At 63.5% G+C, this 20,556-nt stretch carries 19 protein-coding genes; 12 read left to right on the plus strand and 7 right to left on the minus strand.

Features of this window, described 5'->3' with window-relative positions:
- Positions 1-3 precede the first annotated feature (3 nt).
- Genes JGU72_RS10835 through JGU72_RS10860 form a run of 6 tightly spaced genes read left to right on the plus strand, consistent with a single transcriptional unit; the run spans position 4 to position 6,117 of the window.
- Positions 4-219: a hypothetical protein gene (locus JGU72_RS10835; protein WP_199683920.1), complete on the plus strand. Its 216-nt coding sequence runs from the start codon at positions 4-6 to the stop codon at positions 217-219.
- A complete protein-coding gene (locus JGU72_RS10840; protein ID WP_307828387.1) occupies positions 216-1,469 on the plus strand; it encodes an acetyl-CoA hydrolase/transferase family protein in 1,254 nt (417 codons plus the stop codon). Before JGU72_RS10835 ends, JGU72_RS10840 begins: the two co-directional genes overlap by 4 nt.
- Positions 1,466-2,662, plus strand: a complete 1,197-nt coding sequence (locus JGU72_RS10845; RefSeq protein ID WP_199683921.1) for an acetyl-CoA C-acetyltransferase — start codon at positions 1,466-1,468, stop codon at positions 2,660-2,662. The genes JGU72_RS10840 and JGU72_RS10845 overlap by 4 nt, the downstream gene beginning before the upstream one ends.
- The gene (locus JGU72_RS10850) at positions 2,659-4,041 is read left to right on the plus strand and encodes an OB-fold domain-containing protein (RefSeq protein ID WP_199683922.1); all 1,383 of its coding nucleotides are present in this window, start codon (positions 2,659-2,661) and stop codon (positions 4,039-4,041) included. Before JGU72_RS10845 ends, JGU72_RS10850 begins: the two co-directional genes overlap by 4 nt.
- Complete coding sequence (locus tag JGU72_RS10855) at positions 4,034-5,227, plus strand: acetyl-CoA acetyltransferase (protein WP_199683923.1); 1,194 nt, start codon at positions 4,034-4,036, stop codon at positions 5,225-5,227. The genes JGU72_RS10850 and JGU72_RS10855 overlap by 8 nt, the downstream gene beginning before the upstream one ends.
- Positions 5,228-5,253: 26 nt before the next feature.
- Positions 5,254-6,117 carry an SDR family NAD(P)-dependent oxidoreductase gene (locus tag JGU72_RS10860; protein WP_199683924.1) on the plus strand — a complete coding sequence of 288 codons (864 nt, stop codon included), beginning with the start codon at positions 5,254-5,256 and terminating at the stop codon, positions 6,115-6,117.
- A 152-nt stretch (positions 6,118-6,269) separates the two neighbouring features.
- Here the strand turns inward: JGU72_RS10860 and JGU72_RS10865 are convergent, their stop codons facing one another.
- Together JGU72_RS10865 and JGU72_RS10870 are read right to left on the minus strand one after the other, a co-directional pair.
- The gene (locus JGU72_RS10865) at positions 6,270-7,424 is read right to left on the minus strand and encodes an acyl-CoA dehydrogenase family protein (protein ID WP_199683925.1); all 1,155 of its coding nucleotides are present in this window, start codon (positions 7,422-7,424) and stop codon (positions 6,270-6,272) included.
- Positions 7,425-7,430: 6 nt separating this feature from the next.
- The gene (locus tag JGU72_RS10870) at positions 7,431-8,582 is read right to left on the minus strand and encodes an acetyl-CoA C-acetyltransferase (RefSeq protein WP_199683926.1); all 1,152 of its coding nucleotides are present in this window, start codon (positions 8,580-8,582) and stop codon (positions 7,431-7,433) included.
- 235 nt (positions 8,583-8,817) lie between these two features.
- Here JGU72_RS10870 and JGU72_RS10875 point away from each other — a divergent pair, with 235 nt between their 5' ends.
- The 3 genes from JGU72_RS10875 to JGU72_RS10885 are packed head-to-tail and all read left to right on the plus strand — an operon-like array spanning position 8,818 to position 12,509.
- Positions 8,818-10,014 (plus strand): enoyl-CoA hydratase-related protein, encoded by a 1,197-nt coding sequence (locus JGU72_RS10875; RefSeq protein WP_374101102.1) that lies wholly within the window; start codon positions 8,818-8,820, stop codon positions 10,012-10,014.
- A gap of 4 nt (positions 10,015-10,018) precedes the next feature.
- Positions 10,019-11,179 carry an acyl-CoA dehydrogenase family protein gene (locus JGU72_RS10880; protein ID WP_199683928.1) on the plus strand — a complete coding sequence of 387 codons (1,161 nt, stop codon included), beginning with the start codon at positions 10,019-10,021 and terminating at the stop codon, positions 11,177-11,179.
- Positions 11,180-11,198: 19 nt separating this feature from the next.
- The gene (locus JGU72_RS10885) at positions 11,199-12,509 is read left to right on the plus strand and encodes a phytoene desaturase family protein (protein ID WP_199683929.1); all 1,311 of its coding nucleotides are present in this window, start codon (positions 11,199-11,201) and stop codon (positions 12,507-12,509) included.
- Here the strand turns inward: JGU72_RS10885 and JGU72_RS10890 are convergent.
- The 5 genes from JGU72_RS10890 to JGU72_RS10910 all read right to left on the minus strand — a co-directional run bounded on the left by JGU72_RS10890 (position 12,506) and on the right by JGU72_RS10910 (position 17,084).
- Positions 12,506-13,207, minus strand: a complete 702-nt coding sequence (locus JGU72_RS10890; RefSeq protein ID WP_199683930.1) for a TetR/AcrR family transcriptional regulator — start codon at positions 13,205-13,207, stop codon at positions 12,506-12,508. The two genes, JGU72_RS10885 and JGU72_RS10890, sit on opposite strands and share 4 nt — an antisense overlap.
- Positions 13,208-13,357: 150 nt before the next feature.
- Positions 13,358-14,371 carry a TIGR03617 family F420-dependent LLM class oxidoreductase gene (locus tag JGU72_RS10895; RefSeq protein WP_199683931.1) on the minus strand — a complete coding sequence of 338 codons (1,014 nt, stop codon included), beginning with the start codon at positions 14,369-14,371 and terminating at the stop codon, positions 13,358-13,360.
- A complete protein-coding gene (locus JGU72_RS10900; RefSeq protein WP_233531858.1) occupies positions 14,368-14,961 on the minus strand; it encodes a TetR family transcriptional regulator in 594 nt (197 codons plus the stop codon). The genes JGU72_RS10895 and JGU72_RS10900 overlap by 4 nt, the downstream gene beginning before the upstream one ends.
- Positions 14,951-16,459, minus strand: a complete 1,509-nt coding sequence (locus JGU72_RS10905; RefSeq protein ID WP_199683933.1) for an MFS transporter — start codon at positions 16,457-16,459, stop codon at positions 14,951-14,953. The genes JGU72_RS10900 and JGU72_RS10905 overlap by 11 nt, the downstream gene beginning before the upstream one ends.
- Positions 16,460-16,532: 73 nt before the next feature.
- Positions 16,533-17,084 carry a TetR/AcrR family transcriptional regulator gene (locus JGU72_RS10910; RefSeq protein ID WP_199683934.1) on the minus strand — a complete coding sequence of 184 codons (552 nt, stop codon included), beginning with the start codon at positions 17,082-17,084 and terminating at the stop codon, positions 16,533-16,535.
- 526 nt (positions 17,085-17,610) lie between these two features.
- Between JGU72_RS10910 and JGU72_RS10915 the strand changes: the two genes are divergently transcribed.
- The 3 genes from JGU72_RS10915 to JGU72_RS10925 all read left to right on the plus strand — a co-directional run bounded on the left by JGU72_RS10915 (position 17,611) and on the right by JGU72_RS10925 (position 20,552).
- Positions 17,611-18,624: an ABC transporter ATP-binding protein gene (locus JGU72_RS10915; RefSeq protein WP_199683935.1), complete on the plus strand. Its 1,014-nt coding sequence runs from the start codon at positions 17,611-17,613 to the stop codon at positions 18,622-18,624.
- A 153-nt stretch (positions 18,625-18,777) separates the two neighbouring features.
- Positions 18,778-19,677 (plus strand): MlaE family ABC transporter permease, encoded by a 900-nt coding sequence (locus tag JGU72_RS10920; RefSeq protein WP_233531860.1) that lies wholly within the window; start codon positions 18,778-18,780, stop codon positions 19,675-19,677.
- Between the two features lie 2 nt (positions 19,678-19,679).
- Positions 19,680-20,552: an MlaE family ABC transporter permease gene (locus JGU72_RS10925; protein WP_199683936.1), complete on the plus strand. Its 873-nt coding sequence runs from the start codon at positions 19,680-19,682 to the stop codon at positions 20,550-20,552.
- The last annotated feature ends 4 nt before the right edge of the window (positions 20,553-20,556 follow it).

Here is a 20,556-nt window from a genome sequence, read left to right on the forward strand (position 1 = left end):
GTCATGGACGACGTCGTCTGGAGTGAATTCGCGCAGGTATCGGTCTCGATCGACACCGCTGCGAACAGCCCACGCCTGCGGTTGGAAGATCTCAAGACCGGACAGGTCCGGTTCCTCGATGCCCTCGAACTCGAGACGATCGTCTGGCTTTCGGACGGGCATCTGCAGCAACTGCTGGACCCCTCGGCAGATCGTTGGCGCGAGGACGTGCAAACGTGATCGAGGTCGGTGACATCGACTTCGCCGACTTCGTCCGGCCTGGAGACGTCATCGTGTGGGGACAGGCGTGTGCCGAACCCACCGCCCTGATCGAGCGACTGCTCCAACAACGGGGGACGCTCGGGGGAGTCACGTGCTTCCTCGGCATTCCCGCCGCCGGCACGGTGCGGCCCGAGCACGCCGACCACATCCGGTTCGTCAGCTACTGCGGAACCGGAACCAACCGGGCACTGGCAGACGCCGGGGTCCTCGACATCTACCCGGGTCACTATTCGACGCTGCCGTCGGTGCTGACTTCGGGTCCGTTGGCTGCCGACGTGGTCCTCGTCCAGTGCTCGCCGGCAGACGAGAACGGGCGCCACAGTCTCGGCCTCGCCGACGATTACTTCTCTGCCGCAATCGATTCCACACGAGTCGTCATCGCTGAGGTCAACGACCGGGTGCCCTTTACGCATGGTGCGCGGTATCTGACAGCGGCCGATATCGATGTCGTCGTCCATACCAGCCGGGCGCCGGCAGAGGTCCCGCTCGGCCGAATCTCGGCCGTGGTGGAGCAGATTGCGACAAACGTCGCGACCCTGATCGCGGACGGTTCGACCCTGCAGTTCGGGATCGGCGCGATTCCGGATGCGGTGCTGACCGCCCTTTCCCAATGCAACGACCTCGGCATACATTCCGGATTGCTGACCGATTCCGCGGCCGATCTGATCGAACGTGGTGTCGTGAACAATTCCCGGAAAGTCGACGACGCAGGTGTCTCGATCACAGGACTCTTGCACGGGACGCGCCGTCTGTTCGACTTCGCCGATCGCAACCCGGCGGTCGGTCTCCGTCCGACGTCGTACACGCACAATCCTGGGGTGCTCGCGGCTACACCGGCGTTGGTCGCGATCAACTCCGCCATCGAAGTAGATCTGACCGGTCAGTGCAACGCCGAGGTCGCGGGCGGTCGCTACGTCGGTGCCGTCGGTGGCGGTGGCGACTTCCTGCGCGGTGCGGCCCGGTCACCGAGAGGTGTACCCGTCGTCGCGCTGCCCTCCACGGCGGGAGAAAGCACTCGCATCGTCTCGCGTTTGTCGGGTCCGGTGAGTACGTCGCGCGCCGATGCGGGCGTGTTCGTCACCGAGTACGGGATCGCAGACCTTCGCGGCCTTCCGCTGTCGGAACGACACAAGGCCATGATCTCGATCGCACACCCTGACCACCGCGAACAGCTCGCACACGCTGTTGTCTGCAAGGAGGATTCATGAGGAGAGCGGCGATAGTCAGCCCGCTTCGCACACCGGTCGGCACCTTCGGCGGGGCCCTACGAACGGTGCCGGCCGAGGAACTCGCCACGGTGATCGTCAAGGCTGTGGTCGAACAGTCGGGCGTGGACCCGAGCCGGATCGACGACGTCTCGTTCGCCCAGTCATACGCCAATTCCGAGGCGCCGTGCATCGGGCGGTGGGCCGCGCTGAATGCCGGCCTGCCGATCGAGGTGCCAGGATTCCAGACGGACCGACGCTGTGGCGGTGGTCTGCAGGCGGTGGTGACCGCGGCGATGATGATCCAGACCGAGGCCGCAGATGTCGTGCTCGCGGGTGGGGTGGAGTCGATGAGCAACATCGAGCACTACACCCAGAGCATGCGGTGGGGATCGCGTGCGGGCAATGTCACGATGTACGACCGACTCGATCGCGGCCGTGAACGCTCGCAACCGGAGGCGCGGTTCGGGCGGATCAGCGGAATGATCGAGACGGCCGAGAATCTCGCGACCGACTACGGCATCAGCAGGCAAGCGGCTGACGAATTCGCCGCCGAAAGTCACCGGCGCGCGGCGGCTGCGTGGGAAGCGGGTGTGTTCAAGGACGAAGTCGTTGCGGTGGAAGTTTCGCAGCGCAAGGGCGATCCGATCGTCTTCGATCGCGACGAAGGAATTCGTTCGGACTCGACGCCTGAATCTCTGGGCAATCTTCGAACGCTGTCGAAGAACGGTGTTGTCACGGCGGGCAATTCGAGCCAGCAGAACGATGCCGCGTCGGCATGCCTGGTCGTCGCCGAAGACAAGCTCGACGCACTGGGACTGGAACCGATCGCGTTTCTGCGGGGCTGGGCAGCGGCGGGCTGTGAGCCATCGCGAATGGGCATCGGGCCGGTGCCCGCTGTGGCGAAACTGTTCGAGCGCACCAAGCTGTCGTTCGACGACATCGATCTCGTCGAGCTGAACGAAGCATTCGCGGTTCAGGTTCTCGCTGTGTTGCAGGGCTGGAACTTTCAGGATCGAGACCGGTTGAACGTCAACGGGTCGGGCATCTCACTGGGCCATCCCATCGGTGCGACCGGGGCGCGCATTCTCACGACGATGCTGCACGAATTGCGCAGGCGCGGCGGGCGATATGCACTGGAGTCGATGTGCATCGGAGGCGGCCAGGGCATGGCAGCACTTTTCGAGGCGCCGTGAACGGCATTCTCGCGTACGGCACCTACATCCCGAGCGGACGTGTTCAGCACGCGGACATCGCTGCGACGTTGGGCGTGAAGGCGGGCAGGGGTTCTCGGGTCGTCGCGTCGTTCGACGAAGACACTACGACGATGGGTGTGGCAGCGGCCCGCGCTGCACTACACCCGTGCGCGGGTGGAGAGTCCATGGATTCTCTGACCGCGCACGGGTTGTTCTTTGCCACCACGTCACCGGCCTACGCCGACAAGACCAACGCGACGGCACAGCATGCGGCACTGGGTCTTCCCGCCGACGTGTTTGCCGCCGATCTGGCGGGGTCCGCGCGCAGCGCGATCGCAGCGTTCACGGGAGCGCGGGCAGTCGGTGGCCTGGCTGTGCTCGCCGATGTGCGGGTGGGTCGGCCGGGCTCGGCCGACGAAGTCGGTGGTGGTGACGGCGCTGCCGCGTTTCTGTTCGGCGATGCGGCGGAAGCGATCGCGGTTGTGGTCGCCGAATCCTGCGTCACCAGTGAGTTCTTGGATCGGTGGCGGACGCCGGGCACCGTGGCAGGCAGTCAGTGGGAGGAACGCTTCGGTCTCGACGAGTACGTCCCGCTGATCGAGCGCGTGGTCGCCGATCTCGGCGCCGACCCGGATCATGTCGTGGTGGTGTCGCCCAACACGGGTGTGATCAAACGCGCCGCGCAACTGGTCAAGGGCCGGTTGTCGACCACATCGTCGCCGATCGGGCATGCGGGAACCGCCGATGTCGGGATCGCGTTGGCTGCTGTGCTCGATACCGCAGAACCTCACCAAACGATCCTCGTCATCTCGGCGGCCGACGGCTGCGACGGTCTGCTGTTGCGAACGACGGATCGAATCAGCGAAGGTAGACAACCGGTTTCGGTTGCCGACCAGCTCGCTGACGGAACCGATGTTTCTTACGCGACCTACCTGAGTTGGCGCGGGCTGCTCGACCGCGAGCCGCCCCGGCGACCGGAACCGGACCGTGCCGCGGCACCGCCGTCGGCCCGGGCACGGGCATGGAAATTCTCGTTCACGGGAAGTCGATGCTCGCAGTGCCGACTGGTTCACTTGCCGCCCGGCCGGGTCTGCAAGGGGTGCGGTGCAATCGATTCGATGGTGCCGGTGGCACTGTCGAGGATCCATGGCACCGTCGCGACCTACACCGTCGATCGGCTGGCGTATTCGCCGGCGCCGCCCCTTGTGGCTGCGGTCGTCGACTTCGACGGCGGTGGCCGGTACACGCTGGAGGTCGCGGACTCCTCGGGCGAGGAATTACGCGTGGGTTCGCGGGTCGCGTTGACTTTCCGGCGATTGAACACGACTGGGGGAGTGCACAACTACTTCTGGAAGGCTCGGGTGGTTCACAGTGAGTAGCAACGGCATTCGGGACAAAGTAGCGATCGTTGGGATGGGCTGCACGCAGTTCGGTGAGCATTGGCAGCGTTCCGCCGACGATCTCCTGATCGATGCGATGGGAGATTGCTTCGACGGCAACCCGCGCATCGACCGCGCCGACGTCGACGCCTACTGGCTGGGAACGCTGGGGTCTGGGCAGAGCGGCCTCACGTTGAGCAAGCCGCTGGGGCTGGACTACAAACCGGTCACCAGGGTCGAAAACTATTGCGCCAGTGGGTCGGAATCGTTCCGCAACGCCTGCTACGGCGTCGCGTCGGGCGCCTACGATCGAGTCGTCGCGATCGGCGTGGAGAAGTTGAAGGACTCGGGGTTTTCCGGGTTGCTGCGTGGCGATCCGCCGGGGGACGGCACCGCTGCCGAGTTGTCGATGACCGCGCCGGCGGCGTTCTCGCTGCTGGATCCGGCCTACTGCGCCCGATACGGTGTGGACCCCATCGGGATGCGCGACGCGATGACGCACGTGGCGTGGAAAAACCACCGCAACGGCGCGCTGAACCCGAAGGCGCAGTTCCGGTCCGAGGTTGCGAAGGAAAAGATCGCGGGCGCGCCACTGGTTGCCGGTCGACTCGGAATCTTCGATTGCTCCGGGGTGTCCGACGGCGCAGCGTGCGCGTTGATCGTGCGCGCCGAAGATGCCTACAACTACACCGATACACCGTTGTTCGTGAAAGCGCTGTCGTTGGTCGCCGGTCCCGCACGGGGTGTGATGGACCCGGACTACGACTACACCACCTTTCCAGAAGTGGTCCGCAGCGCACGAGATGCGTACGCCCAGGCGGGGATCGAGGACCCGCGAAGCGAGATTTCGCTCGCCGAAGTGCACGACTGCTTCACCCCGACCGAACTCGTCCTGATGGAGGACCTCGGATTCGCCGATCGAGGTCAGGCCTGGAAGGACAGTCTCGCAGGTGATTTCGATCTGGACGGTCGTTTGCCGATCAATCCGGACGGTGGGTTGAAGTCGTTCGGCCACCCGGTCGGAGCCAGTGGCCTGCGGATGCTGTACGAGATGTGGCTGCAGGTCCAGGGCCGTGCGGGAAAGCGGCAACTGGCCGATCCGCGGCTGGCTCTGACTCACAATCTTGGCGGACGGCCGGGGAGTTGCGTGTCCTTCGTGTCCGTCGTCGGACGCGAAAAGAACTGACTGATAGCACAACCGAAGGAGTTGGAATGCCAGGAGTAACCGATCGAGTCGTCGTTGTCACCGGTGCCGGTGGCGGCCTCGGACGGGAGTACGCGCTGCTGCTCGCGCGGGAGGGAGCGTTGGTCGTCGTGAACGATCTCGGCGGGGCCAGGGACGGGTCGGGTGCGGGCAGTGCGATGGCCGACGGCGTGGTCGCGGAGATCCGCGCGGCCGGCGGTACTGCCGTTGCGAACTACGACAACATTGCCACAGAAGAAGGCGCACAAGCGCTGATCAAGACGGCCGTCGACGAGTTCGGTGCGGTCCACGGCGTCATCAACAACGCCGGAATCCTGCGCGATGGTGCATTCCACAAGATGTCGGTTTCGGATTGGGAGTCGGTCCAGCGGGTTCATCTGTTCGGTGGGTTCCACGTCACGCGGGCGGCGTGGCCGTACTTTCGGGAGCAGCAGCACGGCCGCGTCGTCGTCGCGACCTCGACGAGCGGGATCTATGGAAACTTCGGTCAAGCCAACTACGGTGCCGCCAAGCTCGGCCTCGTCGGACTGGTCAACACCCTCGCTATCGAGGGCCGCAAGTACAACATCCTCGCCAACGCGGTTGCACCGATGGCAGCGACTCGGATGACCGAGGACATTGCACCGGCTGAAGTTCTTGCCGCGCTGCCGCCCGCGCAGGTCGCTCCCGTCGTCGGGTACCTCGTCAGCGACGAATGCACTGATTCCGGAACGGTTCTCGTCGTCGGTGGTGGAAACGTGCACCGCGTCGCACAGTTCGCGTCGAAGGGCGTGACTTTCGCGAGCCCGCCGTCGATCGACGAGGTCGCGGAGTCGTGGGACCAGATCGTCGACCTCAGCGGAGCCGAGCTGGGGAAGAACCCAGTCGGATAACCGTCCCCGAACAGAATGTCCTCCAGCCGAATCGGTTGGAGGACATTCCTATGGTGAGTGTCGTCGGGCGGGAACCCGTCGAGCGCATAGTTCTTCAGGCTCACAAAGCCCGATTTCGCCTGTAAAGCTGTGCACTCGACGAGGGGCCTCGATCAGCCGTTGCCGACGATGTCGCGCCCGATGATCTCTTTCATGATCTCGGTAGTGCCGCCGTAGATGGTCTGGATCCGGGTGTCTACGTATGCTTTTCCGACCGCGTACTCGGTCATGTAGCCGTAGCCGCCGTGCAGTTGCAGGCAGCGGTCGATGACCCGCTTCTGCAGTTCGCTGACGTACCACTTGCCCTTGGCGGCGTCGACGGGCGTGAGGCTGCCCGCGTTGTAGGCGAGGACCGACTTGTCGACGTATGCCTCGACGATGTCGATCTCGGTTGCCATCTCGGCGAGCTCGAAGCGGGTGTTCTGGAACTGCGAGATCGGGCCACCGAACGCATGGCGTTGGTTGCAGTAGTCGACGGTGATCTCGAAGATGGCACGGGTGGTCGCCATCGCCTTGGCGGTGACACCCAGGCGTTCGCGGGGGAGATGGGACATCAGGTAACCGAGTCCGCGGCCTTCCTCGCCGAGCAGGTTGACTGCTGGGACGCGTGCGTTCTCGAAGTACAGCTCAGCGGTGTCCTGAGCCGGCAAACCGATCTTGTCGAGTTTGCGGCCGCGTTCGAAGCCTGGGGTGTCGCTCTCGACGACGAACAGGCTGAAGCCGCGGGAGCCGCCCTGCGGATCGGTCCTGGCGGCCACGACGACGAGGTCTGCCATGATGCCGCTGGAAATGAATGTCTTCTGTCCGTTGAGGATCCAGTCGTCACCGTCGCGGACCGCGCTCGTGCGGATACCGCGCAGGTCGCTGCCGGTGCCGGGTTCGGTCATCGCGAGTGCGCCGATGATCTCTCCGGCCGCGAAGCCGGGCAACCAGCGCTGCTTCTGCTCGTCGTTGGTGAGGTCGAGCAGGTAGTGCAGCACGAGGTCGTCCTGCAGGCTGATTGTCAGTCCGAAGGAGAGCGCGTTGATGCGTGCAACCTCCTCGCAGACGATCATGCGAAACCTGTAGTCAGACTCGCCGGAACCGCCGTACTCGGTGCCGACCTGCAGGGCGTATACGCCTGCCTGTGCTGCCTTCGTGAACACCTCGCGATCGATCCAGCGATTCTCGTCCCACTTGTCCTTGAACGGGACGACTTCGCGGGCCAGGAACTCACGGACGGATTCCCGGTAGAGCTCGTGGTCCTCGTTGTACAGGCTGCGTTCCATAGTTGCTCAGAGCCTTTCGATGATGGTGACGTTGGCCTGTCCGCCGCCCTCGCACATCGTCTGCAGGCCGTAGCGGCCGCCGGTGCGTTCGAGTTCGTGCAGGAGCGATGTCATCAACCTCGCGCCGGTGCAGCCGATCGGGTGGCCGAGCGCGATCGCGCCGCCGTTGATGTTGACCTTTGCGGGGTCGGCACCGAGATCAGCAAGCCAGGCCAGGACGACCGGTGCGAATGCTTCGTTGATCTCCACAGCGTCGATGTCGTCGATCGAGAGGCCCGCACGTTTGAGTGCGTGCTGGGTGGCGGGGATCGGTGCGGTCAGCATCATGACGGGGTCGGCGCCGCGGACCGAGATGTGGTGCACGCGAGCACGGGGGGTGAACCCGAAGCGCTCTACAGCGCCTTCGGAGGCGACAAGCAATGCTGCTGCGCCGTCGGAAATTTGGCTGGCGACCGCTGCGGTGAGCACGCCGCCGGGGACCAGCGTCTTGAGACCGGCCATCTTCTCGAGGCTGGTGTCCGCGCGGGGGCCCTCGTCGACGGTGACGCCTTCGAATTCGGTGATCTCGCGGGTGAAGCGGCCCTCGGAGATCGCCCGCAATGCGCGCTGGTGGCTCTCGTAGGCAAATGCTTCGTTGTCCTCCCGGGTCAGCTTCCACTGCTCGGCGATCATCTCTGCGCCACGGAACTGGGAGATCTCTTCGGCTCCGTAGCGGGCCGCCCAGCCTTTGGAGCCGGTCCAGGGGTCGGTGGAGCCGAACGGTGCACCCGCGCCGAAGGCGCTGAGGATGGGGAATTGGCTCATCTTCTGGACGCCGCCGGCGACGATGAGATCGGACGTGCCGCTCATCACGCCTTGCGCGGCGAAGTGCACAGCCTGCTGTGCAGAGCCGCACTGGCGGTCGATCGTCACGCCGGGAACCGACTCGGGTAGACCGGCGGCCAGCGCTGCTGTTCGCGCAATATCGCCGGCTTGAGCCCCGATGTTGTCGAGGCAGCCGAGGATGACGTCATCGATTGCGGCGGGGTCGAAGTCGTGCCGTCCCACCAGGGTCGAGATGACGTGGGCGGCCATGTCGGCCGGATGTGCGCCGGCGAAGCCGCCGCCGCGTCTGCCGACCGGCGTGCGTACAGCGTCGACGATATATGCCTCGGGCATGTGTGTTCCTCCGTGCTGTCGGTGTTCTAGAGTCGAATTTAACATAGATTTGAAAACTGTCCAGAGCCGGGTTCTTACACCGCACGAATTGGCCCTTGCGTGGAGTTTAATATATGTTAAATTCAATGAGTCGCGCAGTTGAGCGTGGTGCCCGACCTCTCGTTCGGGCGCGTGTCGTGCCCGCGCCCGAACGGGTTCCCAGCATCGGGAAACTCGAAGAAGAGGGGAGATGCAGATGGATAGAAGCGCAGCCACAGCAGCCGCGTCCGCCCTGTACGACGCACTCGCAACCGGCGACCGCCCGGCGATCCTGAAGTTGTTGCATCCCGCGTTCGAGGGTCACACGACGGCCGGGTTGCCGCACAGCCTCGGGGGGAGCTATCGCGGCCCCGAGGACATGCTGGCGAACTTCTGGGGGCGCATCGCGAAGCACTACCGAGCGCGCGCGGTGCCAAAGGAGTTTCAGCTCCTCGACGACAAGAAGCTGCTGGTATCGGGTACCTATGTGGGAGAGGCGCGGCGCTCCGGGAAGTCGCTCGATGCCGCATTCGTTCATGTGCTCGACTTCGACGACGACCGCATCACGCGCCTCGATCAGCTCACCGATACTGCCGCTTGGCATAAAGCGCTGTCGGGTTGCCGGCAGTTCGAGACGATCGACTACTCGGTGCGCAACGGCGTCGCGGTGATCTGCCTGGACCGCCCCGACCAGCGCAATGCCATCGACCTCCAACTGAGTGAAGAATTGCTCCAAGTTGCGAGGCTGTGCACGGGCGATCCTGCGGTGCGGGCAGTCCTGATCGAAGGAAATGGCCCGGCGCTGACCGTCGGTGGCGATATCGGCTACTTCACAGCACACGACGGCGAAAACTACGGCGAACTGTTTCGGCGCATGACCGGCCCGTTCCACGAGGCGTTCCGGATCCTCGATCGGCTCGACGCGCCGATCGTCACCGCAGCGCACGGGTCCGTGGCCGGCGGCGGCCTGGGCTTCGTCTACGCGGCCGACATCGTGTACGCCGCGCCCGGGACCAAATTTGCGACTGCATTCGCCGCGATCGGCCTGTCCGGCGACGGCGGCGGCACATGGCATTTGCCCCGGCTGATCGGTCCGCGCCGGGCCGCGCAGATGTACCTCGAGAACCGAGTGCTGGACGCGGACGAGGCAGCGGAGTGGGGGCTGATCACGGAAGTGGTTGCTGCCGGGCAACTCCGGGATCGGGCCTTCGCCACGGCTGTGGCACTCGCGGCAGGCCCGACGAAAGCGTTCGGCAAGATGCGCTCGCTGCTGCGCCAGTCGTGGACGAACTCGTTGTCCGAACAGTTCGTCGAGGAGTCCGAAGCAATCGCGGTCACTGGTGCAACCGCCGATGCAGCGAGTGCGATTGCCAGTTTCGTTGCGAAGCGACGACCCACCTTCGAAGGACGGTAAGCAGATGCCAGGACTGATCAGTGACAGCGACGACCACCGGCTCATCCGGGAAACGACTGCGAAGATTGCAGAGAAGTACGGGGCCAGCTATTTCCTCGAACGCGGCCGCACCGGCGACGACATCGAGGAGTTGTGGGCTGACCTCGGCGCCTCGGGGCTCTTGGGCGTACACCTGCCCGAGGAATACGGCGGTGGTGGCGGCGGAATGGCGGAAGCTGTCGTCGTCGTCGAAGAGCTTGCTGCACACGGGATGCCGCTGCTGATCTGGGTGATCTCGCCCGCGATCTGCGGATCGATCCTCAATAGCCACGCGAGCGAGGAGATGAAGCGTGACTGGCTGCCTGCACTGTCGGACGGCAGCAAGAAGATGGCATTCGGGCTGACCGAACCGGACGCCGGATCCAACAGCCACAATCTCAGCACGACCGCGCGCCGCGACGCCGACGGCTGGCTGCTTTCGGGCGCCAAGTACTTCATCTCCGCGATCGACCAAGCGGACGCAGTACTGATCGCGGCACGCGACCACGAGCAATCGGCCGGCGGCCGGAACGTACTGTCGCTCTTCGTCGTTCCGACGGATGCACCGGGGCTCAGCTTTCAAAAGATCGATACCTCGATCGTTTCGCCGGACAAGCAGTTCACAGTGTTTCTCGACGAGGTGCGCGTCGGCCCGGACGCTCTCGTCGGCGAGGCGGGAAACGGCCTGCGCCAACTCTTTTCCGGGCTCAACCCCGAGCGGATACTTGTCGGCGCGCTGTGCGGTGGGATCGGCAGATATGCCCTGTCCAAGGCGCGGGACTACGCGACCGTCCGGCAGGTCTGGTCTGTGCCTATTGGTGCGCACCAAGGGATCTCGCATCCTTTGGCGGCAGCGCATATCGACGTCGAACTGAGTCGGCTCGCCACAGCGAACAGCGCCCAGCAGTTCGACGCCGGAAACGACGCGGGCGAGGCCGCGAACATCGCGAAGTTTGCAGCGTCCGAAGCGGCTCTCAAAGCGCTCGACCAGTCGATCCAAACTCATGGCGGGAACGGATTGACCCACGAATACGGGCTTTCGGAACTTTGGTTTGTGACGCGGCTGATGCGCACGGCACCGGTCAGCCGTGAAATGGTCCTCAATTTCGTAGCCCAAACATCACTCAAATTGCCCCGCTCGTACTGAGCGGGAGATAGGACGTTCAATGCCGAATACCGACTATGACGCAATAGTGATCGGGGCAGGCGCGGGTGGCTTGTTCACCGCGGCACGATTGGCGCACAAGGGCTATCGCACCCTCGTCGTGGAGCGACTCGACAAGGTCGGTGGCCGGGCGTCGACTGACGATATCGAGGGATTCAAGGTCAACAACGGTGCGATCGTCATCGAGGTCGGTGGTATCACCGAGGAGACCTTCGCCGAGGTCGGTGCGAAATTCGAGATCCGGCAACCGAATCCGCCGATTCTGTACCGAATCGGTGGCAAAGAAATCGACGTCACGGGCGGCGGCTGGGGATTTCTGCTGAGCAAGCTCACCCGCCAAGGAGCGAAGCTCGTGAAGGGGATCGGAGCCGCGCGGCACGACTCCGGGTTGCCCGAGGACGAGCTTTCGACCGCGGAGTGGGTTGCGAAGTACACGAAGAACGAGGGCGTGCACGGCATCTTCCGCAACATGTGTGCGTCGGTGTTCGCCGTCAGCTCCGACGAGTTGCCTGCCCGGGTGTTCCTGACCTACTTCACACGCAAGAGTGCGTTCAAGAAGTTCGGCTTCCATCCCGAGGGAACTATCGGCATCTGGCGGGCGCTGGCGGAATCGGTCGAATCGAACGGCGGCACGATCTGGCTGTCCAGCACCGTCGAGTCGGTCTCCGTGGTCGACGGCAAAGTGGCGGGCGTCGTCGTCGAACGTGGCGGTGAGCGGACAACCGTCTCAGCACCTGTCGTCGTCAGTGACGTCGGGCCAGCGGCAACCGTGAAACTTGTCGGTGCGGAAGCATTTACCGCGGAATACTTGGAGTTGGTGCGCCGGGGTGACCGCCCGTGCTCGATGATCGCAGTGAACTTCGCGAGTCGAGAACGGCTCATCGATGTACCTGGCATGTTGAGTTTCGCGAAGAGTCGACGGATGGCGTATATCGCCAACTTCACCGATGTGTGCCCCGAAATGGCACCGCAGGGCTGGAACCTCTACGTGGCCGCTGCAGTGCCCAAGCCGGCGGTCGGCGACTTCGATTCGGAATCGGAGGCCGCGTTGCTGTTCGAGGACCTGCGTGACGAGATCCCGGGCTTCGACGAACGCGCGAAGGTGCTGTCGACCGTGGTGACCAGAGACGGCTGGCCGCCGCAGCGTGCGGTCGCCGGCTTCGACCTGCCGAACACGACCTCGATCGCTGGACTGTGGAACGTCGGCGATGGCGTCAAGGAGTACGCAAACGGCGGCACCACGGCATGCGCCGAGACGGCGAAGATCGTTGCCGACGCCATCTTCGATCGGTTCCCGTTGGTCCAGAGCTAAGCGGACAACTCCTCTTGCACTTTTGTTTTCGTGGTGCGCCGGGCGCGGACAGGCTTGGGGGACGCCTGCTTCGTGCTCGCTGCAGCGGTCCCGATACCGGATCGAATAATCGACTGGGCGTTGCGGACCACCAGGTCCAGCGAGCCGCGTCGCGGGTTCCACCACTCCGCCGCCCAGTTGAGCGCGCCGAGTATCAGCATGCGGGCGACCCGCAGGTCGAGCTCTTCACGTATTTCGCCGTCCGCGGCCGCGTCCTTGATCAGCTTCTTCCAGATTTCGCCGTACTTGGCTTCTTCGGCCTGCTGGCGCGCGCGAATCTTCTCCGGCACCTGGCCGGAGTTCCTGATCGAGGCGGTGGTGTAGTCCGAGATCGTGAGCTCGTGCCGAAGGTGTACCTCAACGGCGATCATGATGCGGTCCATCGGCGTCGACTCTTCCGGCGCAGCGTCCAGCGCCTCGACCACATGCTGCCGCATGTCAGCGATTCCGGCCCACATGACCTCTTCGATCAGGTCTTCGCGCGACGGGAAGTAGTAGTAGATGGCGGGCGCCTGGAGTTCGGCAACTTCCGCGACGTCGGTCAGCCGAGTGCCCGAATAGCCCTTCCGGCTCAGAACCTGCGCAGCAGCGTCGAGGATGCGTTCGCGCGTACGAGCTGATTTGGAATCGTCGCGCTGAACTTCGGGTTTTCTAGCCATTGTTCAATTGTATGGCAACACGGAGTTGATTCCGGCGTCGAAGGCTCCTCGGCCGCACCCCGGTTCGGGAGTCGCACCGATTTTAGGGCTAGATTCTCGGTGCGGATCCCGAAAAGTGGTGCGGCTGAGGCAAGTTTCGGCACGACTCGTCTACAGAGCGTGCAGCAGACCCACGAGCAGTTCGCGGTTCGGTTGGTACGGCGTATTGAACCCGAGTCGTCCGACGACGCCGTCGAAGCGCCCGTGCAATTCGGCTGCGGCCTCGGCCGGATCCGTGACGGTGACCGCTACCGCATCGAGGAATTCGTCGTCGATGAGCTCGGCCATTCGATCCCATTCGCCCTGCTTGGACATTTCGCGCAACCGCGGACCGAGCTCGCCGCGGTCGTGCAGTTCGAGGATGGGTAAGTACGCGGGCGTCGAACCATAGAATGCCATTTGCTTGCGAATCGCGGCGCGAGCTGCGCCGACGGCTTCTTCGGTGTCGCCGATCGCGAGCATCACGGAATGATGAACGACGATGTCGTTCACAGACTTTCCTGCCGACTGTGCCCCCGCAGCAAGGGCAGGAAGCGTCGCTTCACGCAAGAACCTGGAACTGCAGAACGGATGCGTCATCAGTCCGTCGCCGACCTCGCCGGCGACCTTCGTCATCAGCGGACCGACCGCGGAGAGATACACCGGCGGGGGACCGAACCCCTCGACTTCGGCAGGATTCGGCATGAACAGCGGTGGCATCAGGGTGTGCTGGTAGAACGGCCCCTGATGGTCCAGTCGCCCGCCCGCACTCCAGGCTTCCCAGATCGCGCGAATGGCGAGAACCATGTCCCGCATGCGGTCGGCGGGCTTGCTCCACGGCATCGAATAGCGGCGGGTGATGTGCGCGCGAATCTGGGTGCCGAGACCGAGAACGAAGCGGCCACGCGAATAGGCCTGCAAGTCCCAGCCGATTGTCGCCAGCAGCAACGGGTTACGCGCGAAAGCGACCGCGATCGATGTGCCGAGCTCGACGTGCTCGGTATGCTCGGCCGCCAGCAGGAGTGGCAGGAACGGATCGTGCGCACCTTCGAATGTCCAGATGCCCCCGTAGCCGGCTTGCTCGGCAGCGGCTGCGTCCCGAGCGATCGAGTCCAGTCCGCTTGTCAGCGTAATGTCGATCTTCATGTCGTCCTCCGGGTCAACGGGAGTCCATCCTCGACGAATTCGAGCGCGCGAAAGATCGACTGATTATCCAATGCGCCAGGATCGCGCAGGCTCAGGATCGCTCCGCTGACCGCACCAGCAGTTACGCGCAACTCGAAGTCGTCCGGTTGCCGACCGGTTCGCTCGGCGAGCAAGCCGGCGAGAAGGTCGATATTACGATCGAATTCCAGGCCGACCGCCAGACGAAGTTCGGGGACCGCGAACAGGAAGGCCTGGCGGGTCTGTTCGAATTCTCTGTCTTCTTCGGACAATTCGCCGAAGACTTGCAAGGCAGCCAGGCGGAGAGCGGTGAGCGGTGGAACGTCCGCCGGTTGTTTGCGGACGGCTGCGATGATCAGTGGATCCAGGTCGTCGGCAAGGACGAGTTGCTCTTTGGTGGGGAAATAGCGGAAGAACGTGCTCGGCGAGACATCCGCTGCAGCCGCGATCTGCTCGGTGGTCGTCTCCGAATAACCCTGCTCGCGGAACAGTCGGAACGCCTCTGAGCGAATGGTGCGGCGCGTGCGCTCCTTCTTGCGCTCGCGCAGCCCGCGCGTTGGTTCATCCGACATGAACAGATTCTGGCGCATGTTCGACGCTCGCGGTGCTGCGACGCGGCATAACCCGCAGCGCGATAGCGACACCGGCCAGGCAGAGCGCCGCACATACCCACAGCATGACGCTCATTCCGCTGACGAACGCAGCTTGGACGTGGTCGAGCATCGCGTTGTCGCCCGCTGAGCGTGCAACGGCCACACCGGCATTGACGCCGTCGCGAATCGGATCGACATCGAGGGCGCCGAGTTCGGCTCGGTACTGGGTTGCGAGGACCGTGCCGAGGAGCGCGACCCCGATAGTGCCGCCGGCTTGCCGCAACGCCTGCAGCAGTCCGGACCCCGACCCGGAGTTCTCGACATCGAGCGCGTCGATCGCAACTGCCATCGCGACCGGCATGGTCAGCCCCATTCCGGCGCCGACCAATGCAATCCACGTCGCGGTCATCCCGTAGCCCGTCCCAACCGACGTGAACGCACCCAACGCCAGACCCGCTGTGAGAGCGGAGAATCCGAGTGCGACGACGATACGCGGACTGGTGCGAGGCAGGATGCGCCCACCGATTCTGGTTCCGACCACAAGACCGCCGATCAAGGGAAGAAGTCGCAGGCCGCTGCCGAGGGCGTCGACTCCCAGCACCGCCTGGTAGTACTGCGGAACCGTGAAGAACAGTCCCATCATGCCGAAGTTGACGAGTACGGAGAACACTGCGCCCCAGCGGAATCCGGGTTTCGCGAACAGAGTCAGGTCGACGAGCGGATGGCGAGAGCGACGTTGGAACACGACGAATGCGCCGATGAGAACGAGGCCGCCGCCTATCGTCGCCCACGCGACGCCGTCACTCCATCCGGCTTCGCCGGCGCGAATGAATCCGTACGTCACACCGAGCATTCCGGATGCGGACAACGCGATGCCCGTGAGATCTATCGGCGCCCGACTGCTACTGCGCGATTCCGGCACCAGTAAGGCGACGGCGATGCCGCCGATGACAACGAGCGGGACGTTGATCAGGAAGACAGATCCCCACCAGAAATGATCGAGCAACCAACCGCCGACGATCGGTCCGAGGGGCAGTCCGATCGCGGTAGACGTGACCCACACTGTGAGCGCACGCGCGCGTTCGGCTGCGTCGGGGAACAGCACGGGCAGCACCGACATCGACAACGGCATCATGACGGCGGCCGCGATCCCGAGAACAGTCCGGGCCGTGATGAGCTGGCCGGAGTCGGCTGCGAAGGCACAGGCAACCGACGCAACTCCGAACAAGGCAAGCGCACCTAGCAGCATCTTCTTGCGACCGAATCGGTCTCCGAGCGCCCCCGCCGGAAGCATGACAGCGGCGAGCGCGAGCGTGTAGGCGGTGCTGAACCATTGCAGCGCACTGGTGTTCGCGCCGAGGTCGACCGCCAGGGTCGGCAGCGCAACGGTCAGCACGGTGACGTCGAGGCCGATTGTCAGCATAGCGACCGAAAGTGCGCCGAGTGCTAGCCAGCGGCTTGGAATCCGACTCGTCATGACGGCACCTCGCATTGGTAGTTACCTCTATTAGATAGTAACTACTAAATGACGGTAACTGTCAATAGCTGTGTCAAGTGTCGATTCTTCGCGCCGCGAGTGCTTCCATCAGCTGCTGAAGAGACCAGTCGAGTGAATGCAGGTCCTGCTCGCCCTGGAACTGCTCGAAGCCGATGAGGAGATAGACGCCCCACTTGGCGTACAGGAGGGCATCGGGAGTGTCGCCGAGCATTTGCGTAGCGGCATGGTGGACGACGCCGAGCCGCTCTTTGTCTGCGGCTTCTTGGGCGGCGCGAACATCGGGGTCGACGTTGGCCCATACTCGTATCGCGGCTTCGGCGCGGTGGGGGAGTGTGAGGGTGACCCTGCGAAGCAGATCGAGGCGGTCGTAGGGATCGGCCTCGGACTCGGCGAGTGCGACGAGTTGGAGCGTTCTTTCGGCGAGCCAGTTCTGCAGGAGCTGGTCTGTGAAGTCTTTCCAATTTGTGAAGTAGTTGTAGAACGAGCCGGTGGTCACCTTCAGCGCGCGGCACACGGTCGCTTGCTTTAGGCCGGGGTAGCCCTCCTGCGAGAGCAATCCGATTGCAGCTTCGAAGTAGTTCTCTCTGGTGACGACGGTGACCATCACTGCCTCCATATTTGCATAAGTGTTCTTATGGTAGCGCACTCGCCTCGGGTGTGACGCGCGCCATGTGGTGCCTCATCTCCCGTGGAAATGCGATGTCGAGTCCGGTCGGAGGAGTGCGCGTAAATAGAAAGGATAATCTTCATTCAATTTGTTTCTGCCGACCCAACTCTGACCTCCGCGACGTGTGAATAGTGTTGTTGCATAGACGTATTGAATACTGTCGCGACTCTATGAATCGGACGCAGTTGAGCAGTCGTCCAATTTCTGACTGACACTCCAACGTGAATCCACATTCGGTATAGGTGTTGCGCATAAGCCCACCTATGCTAAAGTCGACACACGCTGTGACCCGGGACACGCGATGGCGCAGGCCAGAGCCCGAGTCACACTGTGTAATCCCGCAGAGTCTCGATCCCATGCTGTTCGGCCCTATATCGGATAGCGCTAGGTTCATAATTTAATCGATCTTAGATTCGATAACCGTAGGCGCGGCTCGGCCACGTGAACGAGAGACGGAGTACCAATGCCAGGACTGGAAATCACGGTCGAGGGACTGACGAAGTCGTTTGGTTCGCAGACGATTTGGCGAGATGTGAGTCTGACGCTGCCACCCGGTGAGGTGAGTGCGCTGCTGGGGCCGTCGGGAACCGGTAAGTCGGTGTTCCTGAAGTCGCTGATCGGCCTGCTCAAGCCGGAAGAAGGCTCGATCTACATCGACGGCACCGACATCATGACCTGCTCGAACAAGGAACTCTACGAGATCCGCAAACTGTTCGGCGTGCTGTTCCAGGACGGTGCGCTGTTCGGGTCGATGAGTCTGTTCGACAACGTCGCGTTCCCGTTGCGGGAGCACACCAAGAAGTCCGAGTCCGACATCAAGCGGATCGTGATGGAGAAGATGGAGCTGGTCGGTCTGACCGGCGCCGAACAGAAGCTGCCGGGTGAGATTTCGGGCGGTATGCGCAAGCGTGCCGGCCTCGCGCGAGCGCTGGTGCTGGACCCGCAGATCATTCTCGTCGACGAGCCCGACTCCGGCTTGGATCCCGTTCGTACGACCTACATCAGCCAGTTGTTCCTCGACATCAACGCGCAGATCGATGCGACATTCCTGATCGTGTCGCACAACATCAACCTGGCTCGTACGGTGCCAGACAACATCGGGATGCTGTTCCGTCGCAACCTGGTCATGTTCGGACCGCGTGAAGTGTTGCTGACCAGCGAAGAGCCGGTCGTGCGGCAGTTCCTGAACGGCCGGATGATGGGCCCGATCGGCATGTCGGAGGAGAAGGACGAGGCGCAGATGGCGCAGGAGCAGGCCCTCGCCGATGCCGGGCACCATCTCGGGGGTGTCGAGGACGTCGAGGGCATCGTGCCGCAGATGGTCGCCACACCCGGAATGCCGTTTCGCCAGGCGGTCACGCGCCGGCAGAACCGTGTTCGCGAGATCATGCATTCCCTGCCGCCTCAGGCGCAGAGCGCGATCGAGACCAGCTTTGCAACCGAGGGCCAGCCGGAGTACGCGGCCTACCCATCCTGAGCGTCGGCTCTCGGCAATGGTGCCGAAGCGGAGCTTCGTTCAGGAATCAAATTGAACGTAAATTAAATGAAACGAGGAAGCGATGGGCGAGCGCGCCGGGTGGTCTCCGAACAGACACCCAGAACCAGTCCTGTGCCGAAAGGGGAGATCTCGATGACCCTTGTGGCTGATCCCGTTGCCCAGCCCGATCTACGGCTGGACAAGCTACCCGGCCCTGACGCTGGCAGCGAACGACGTCGTTCGATCGCGCGCGTGCTGCAGTCTTATGTGACGGACCGGCCCCGGCGCAGTGCCGCGACGTTGGGGCGTTCGATGCGTCTGTCTGCGGAAGTCTTTCGGTATTCGGCAGTCGACATCATGCGGTGGCGCCTGCCGATGCACGAGGTCTTCGATCAGATGTGGACCTTGTTGAAGGTGACCGCGCTGCCGGCGCTGCTGATGGCAGTTCCAATCGGTGCCGAAGTGTCGGTCCAGGTCGGCGGAATCATGAATCAGGTCGGTGCCAACTCCCTTGCCGGTGCGGCAAGCGGACTCGGTGTGGTGGGGCAGGGTGCGCCGATGGCGGCGGGCCTGCTGATGAGTGGGGCTGCAGCGTCGGCTATCGCGTCCGACCTCGGGGCCCGTTCCATCCGTGAAGAAATCGACGCGATGCGGGTGATGGGCGTCGACCCGATTCAACGCCTGGTGGTGCCTCGTTTTCTCGCGATGCTTCTCATTGCGCCGATGCTGTGCATCATCATCGTGTCGGCGGGCGTGTTCGCCGGCTTGATCATCTCAGCCGAGGTCAACAACGTTGTGCCCGGCAGCTTTTGGCAGTCGTTCGGCGCATTCGCGACACCTACCGACCTGGGCTTCTCGGTGCTGAAGACGGTGATCTTCGCCGGCATCGTGGTCCTGATAGCCAGTTTGCGCGGACTCGAAGCGAAGGGCGGACCCAAGGGCGTCGCCGACGCGGTCAACGCGTCGGTGGTGTTGAGCGTGTTCTGCATCTTCATGTCGAATCTGCTCATCAGCCAACTGCAGATGATGTTCTTCCCAGCGAGATTGGCGTAACCATGAGTTCTTCTTCCAAGGGCGCGGCCCTTCCGCGGTTCTCACTGGTTCGGGCCGGACGGTCCGTCGGTAGGTCAGTGGACCGAATGCTGGGCGAGATCGGGCAGATCACCGTTTTCGTCGGCAAGACGTTCTACTACCTGCCCAAGACGATCAAGATGTACCGTCGGCAAACCACGAAGACGATGAACGAAATGGCCTGGGGCAATGGTTCCCTCGTCGTCGATGGTGGCGTCATCAGCCTGATGTTCTTCCTCGGTGTCGCGGTCGGTGCGGTGGTCGCGATCGAGGCCTTTATGGCACTGGACCTGCTCGGCTTCGGCCCGCTGACCGGAATCATCGGTTCGTTCGGCAACATTCGGGTCATCGCGCCGATCGTGACCGGTATCGGGTTCGCGGCGCAGGCAGGGTGCCGGATGACCGCGGAAATCGGTTCGATGCGCATCTCCGAGGAGATCGACGCCACGGAATCGATGGGCCTGCAGGCGATTCCGTTCGTGGTCGGGACCCGGCTGATCGGCGGCATGCTGGTCGTACTGCCCGGGTACCTGATGGCGTTGGTGGTCGCCTTCTTTACCGGTGGCATCGTCGTCAAAGTTTTCCACGCCCAACCGCCGGGAACCTACGACCACTACTTCGCCCAGTTCATCAACGTGCCCGATCTCGCGGCATCGGTGTTGAAGGCGCTCGTTTTCTGTGCGGTCGTAACAATCATTCACTGCTATTACGGGTTCTTCGCCAGTGGTGGACCGGCGGGCGTCGGTTCGGCGTCCGGGCGGGCGATTCGCGCCAGCCTCGTGGCCATTGTGGTGCTGAACTTCGTGATGACAGTGGCCATCTGGGGCCTCAGCCCGCTACTGATCTTCAAGGGGTGACGCA

Origin of the sequence: Antrihabitans auranticaus (assembly GCF_016481275.1) — a bacterium.
Lineage (GTDB): Bacteria > Actinomycetota > Actinomycetes > Mycobacteriales > Mycobacteriaceae > Antrihabitans.